The sequence below is a fragment of the Ruminococcus sp. genome (assembly GCF_045129435.1).
Classification (GTDB): Bacteria; Bacillota; Clostridia; order Oscillospirales; family Acutalibacteraceae; genus Ruminococcoides.
Genome location: NZ_JBGVJL010000008.1, coordinates 1 through 3341, shown reverse-complemented (window position 1 = coordinate 3341; position 3341 = coordinate 1). Strand labels below are relative to the sequence as shown.

Annotated in this window: 3 protein-coding genes; all 3 read left to right on the top strand. The window is 40.7% G+C overall.

Annotated features, from left to right (window positions below; translation table 11 throughout):
* Nucleotides 1-113 precede the first annotated feature (113 nt).
* On the top strand, nucleotides 114-689 hold the full coding sequence (locus tag ACJMMI_RS00305; RefSeq protein WP_405352403.1) for a hydrolase: 576 nt from the start codon (nucleotides 114-116) through the stop codon (nucleotides 687-689).
* A gap of 85 nt (nucleotides 690-774) precedes the next feature.
* Nucleotides 775-2757, top strand: a complete 1983-nt coding sequence (gene ligA, locus ACJMMI_RS00300) for an NAD-dependent DNA ligase LigA (RefSeq protein ID WP_405352401.1) — start codon at nucleotides 775-777, stop codon at nucleotides 2755-2757.
* Between the two features lie 169 nt (nucleotides 2758-2926).
* Entirely contained in the window at nucleotides 2927-3250 is a 324-nt protein-coding gene (locus tag ACJMMI_RS00295) for a hypothetical protein (protein ID WP_405352400.1), read from the top strand.
* The last annotated feature ends 91 nt before the right edge of the window (nucleotides 3251-3341 follow it).

The window sequence follows — 3341 nt, the reverse complement described above, 5'->3', positions numbered from 1 at the left end:
GAGCAGGCTCCTGCTGAGGCTACTGAAGAGGTTGCTGAATAATTTGTTATTAAACAGGGCATTCCAAATAGGGATGCCCTTTTGTTCTATTAATTTTTAAAGGAGCGATAAAAATGACTCCAAGAGAAGAATTTATTGAGGTTTATACAAAGTACATAACACGCAACGGTGCAGATGAACTGCTCGAGTGGCTCAAGCGTACCGACTTTTTTACAGCACCTGCAAGCACAAAGTATCACTGTGCCTGTGAGGGCGGACTGGTAATGCACTCCGTAAGCGTGTTTAACACAATGATGGAAAAGCACTATGACGAGGAAACCGACAGCATAGAAAGCTTTGCGATTTGTGGACTTTTGCACGATTTGTGCAAGGCACAGTTTTATAAGGTGTCATCAAGAAATGTTAAAAACGAGCTTACAGGTGCATGGGAAAAAGTACCTTATTACGCTATAGAGGATCAGTTCCCATACGGACATGGCGAAAAGTCAGTTTTTCTCATTGAGCGTAAAATGCACCTAAAAATAGATGAGGCTATGGCAATCCGTTGGCATATGGGCGAGTTTGGTGACAAAAACAGTAATTCAATTTCGCTTGCATATGAGCGTTATCCGCTCGCTGTAAAGCTTCACCTTGCCGACCTTGAGTCAACTTATTTGAAAGAAAAAGGAACTTCAGCGGTTAATAAGTAGTTTTCACATTGCTTAATTTTAAAAAGAAATGTTTCTAAAAATCATTTTGTTTGCTTTATGTAAATGAAAAATAAGGATAGATTATATGGATATAATTCTGGCAGAACAAAGAATTAAAGAGCTTACAAAAACGCTTGAATACCACAACAATCGTTACTATAACCTCGACAATCCTGAGATTTCGGACTATGAGTACGATATGCTTTTGCGTGAGCTTGAAAACCTTGAAAATGAATTTCCAACGCTAAAATCACCGCTTTCTCCTACCAACAGAGTAGGCGGTGAGCGTGGAGAAAAGTTTTCACCTGTAACTCACGCTGTGCCTATGGAAAGTCTGCATGACAGCTTTTCTCATGCCGAACTTTTAGATTTTGACAGACGAGTGCGAGAGGTTGCACCGAATGTGAAATATGTTGTCGAGCCAAAGTTTGACGGACTTTCGGTTTCTTGCGAGTACCGCAACGGCGTATTTGTGCGTGGTTCAACCCGTGGTGACGGCACTGTGGGCGAAGATGTTACCGACAATCTTATGACAATCCGTTCACTTCCGAAAAAGCTTGAGAATGCACCTGAATTTTTGGAGGTGCGTGGCGAGGTATATATGTCCTTTGATAGCTTTAACGAGCTTGTAAAGGAACAGGAGGATAACGAGGAAAAACCTTTTAAAAATCCGAGAAATGCTGCCGCCGGCTCACTCAGACAGAAAAATTCTAAAATTACAGCAAAGCGTAAGCTTGATATTTTCGTGTTTAATATTCAGCAGATAAAAGGTGTGGAGCTTACAAGCCACCACCAGAGCCTTGATTACCTTACCAAGCTTGGATTTCCGACAGCCTTTTATAATATTTTTGATACTATGGAGGACGCTGTTGAGGAGATTGAGCGTATAGGCAATATGCGTGGTACTTTTGACTATGCCATTGACGGTGCGGTGGTAAAGGTTGATGATTTTTCTGTCAGAGAATTATTAGGCAGTACCGCAAAATATCCTAAATGGGCTGAGGCTTATAAGTATCCGCCTGAAGAAAAAGCAACTAAGCTTCTTGAGGTTGAAATAAATGTCGGCAGAACAGGTGTGCTTACTCCTGTGGGAATTTTTGAGCCTGTTTTTCTTGCAGGTACTACAGTCAGTCGAGCAACCTTGCACAATAAAGATTTTATTGAGGAAAAGGGCATTTGCGTTGGCGATACTGTAATTATCCGTAAGGCGGGAGAGATTATTCCTGAGGTGCTTTCTGTCAAGGAGCATGGTGAAAATGCAGTGCCTTTTGAGTTTCCGAAGCTTTGTCCGTCCTGTCACACTCCTGTTGTGCGTGATGAAAACGAGGCGGCAATCCGCTGTACAAACACCGACTGTCCTGCTCAGCTTATGCGACATCTCATTCATTTTGTCGGCAGAGATGCTATGGATATTGACGGACTCGGTCCGGCTGTACTTGAACAGCTTGTTGCTGAGGGGCTTGTAAAATCTCCTGCCGATTTATACCGACTTACCGCTGAGAACATAACAGCACTTGACCGCAAGGCTGAAAAGTCGGCTCAAAATCTTATTAAATCAATCGAAAAATCAAAGCGAAACGAGCTTTACAGACTTGTCTTTGCCCTTGGTATAAGAAATATCGGTTTAAAGGCCGCCAAGCTTTTGTGTGAAAATTTTTCGGGCATTGATGATTTGTTGAATGTAACCGCTGAACAGGTTTCTGCCATAGAGGGCTTTGGCTCTGTAATGGCTGACAGCGTTGTGAATTATTTTTCTGCCGAAAGCACAAAAAATCTCATAGCTGAATTAAAGGAACTCGGACTTGAGATGAAGCCCTCTGAGCAGAAAAAGAAGGGCGGAATTTTTGAAGGTAAAACCTTTGTGCTTACCGGTACTCTGCCCACAATGAAGAGAAGTGAGGCGGGCAAGCTGATTGAGCAGAATGGCGGAAAAACAAGCTCATCGGTTTCTAAAAAGACCGATTATGTGCTTGCGGGCGAAGATGCCGGAAGTAAGCTGACAAAAGCACAGCAACTCGGTATTACGATTATTTCGGAAGAAGAATTGTTGAATATGCTTGCTGAATGAATTTAATAGTATTTTTAGGCTGTTGTATTACTTGCAACAGCCTTTTTCGTTAATATATACATAAAAATAATAAATTATTGGAATTTTAAACAATTGTTGATATATTGTCTGTATGATATAATATTGTAGCATATACAATTTTGTATAAAAAAGAAGAGGAGTACATAAGATGAAAAAATTAAAACAGGCAATATCTGTTGTTTTGGTTACTATGCTTATGGTATCGACAAGTATGGTATATCCGAATGCGGCAGAGCAAAACAACAATATTACAACGAATAATATTGTTAATAACACCGTTACGGTTGAGGGCAATTCCACAGTCGGAAATATGATTTCGGACGAATTTAATGCCGCTCAACAAAACACCGAAGAAGCGGAGGCAAAATCGTATGGTATCAGCAAAGCGACCGTTGCCGATAAAACCGTATCTGTTGAATATTGGCTCAATGTCAATAGTTGGGGTAAACCCGAAAAAGAAGAATTGAAATGAACAAGCGATAGTAAATCAAGCTATCGCTTGTTTTTGCATTTGGTGAGAAAACATATGTAAAATACGGTTACGGAAACGTTTAAAATTTCTG

Bases quoted from the DNA above. Each gene is read 5' to 3' on its own strand.
- ACJMMI_RS00295 (WP_405352400.1), top strand. From the start codon at position 2,927: ATGAAAAAATTAAAACAGGCAATATCTGTTGTTTTGGTTACTATGCTT.
- ACJMMI_RS00305 (WP_405352403.1), top strand. From the start codon at position 114: ATGACTCCAAGAGAAGAATTTATTGAGGTTTATACAAAGTACATAACA.
- ligA (WP_405352401.1), top strand. From the start codon at position 775: ATGGATATAATTCTGGCAGAACAAAGAATTAAAGAGCTTACAAAAACG.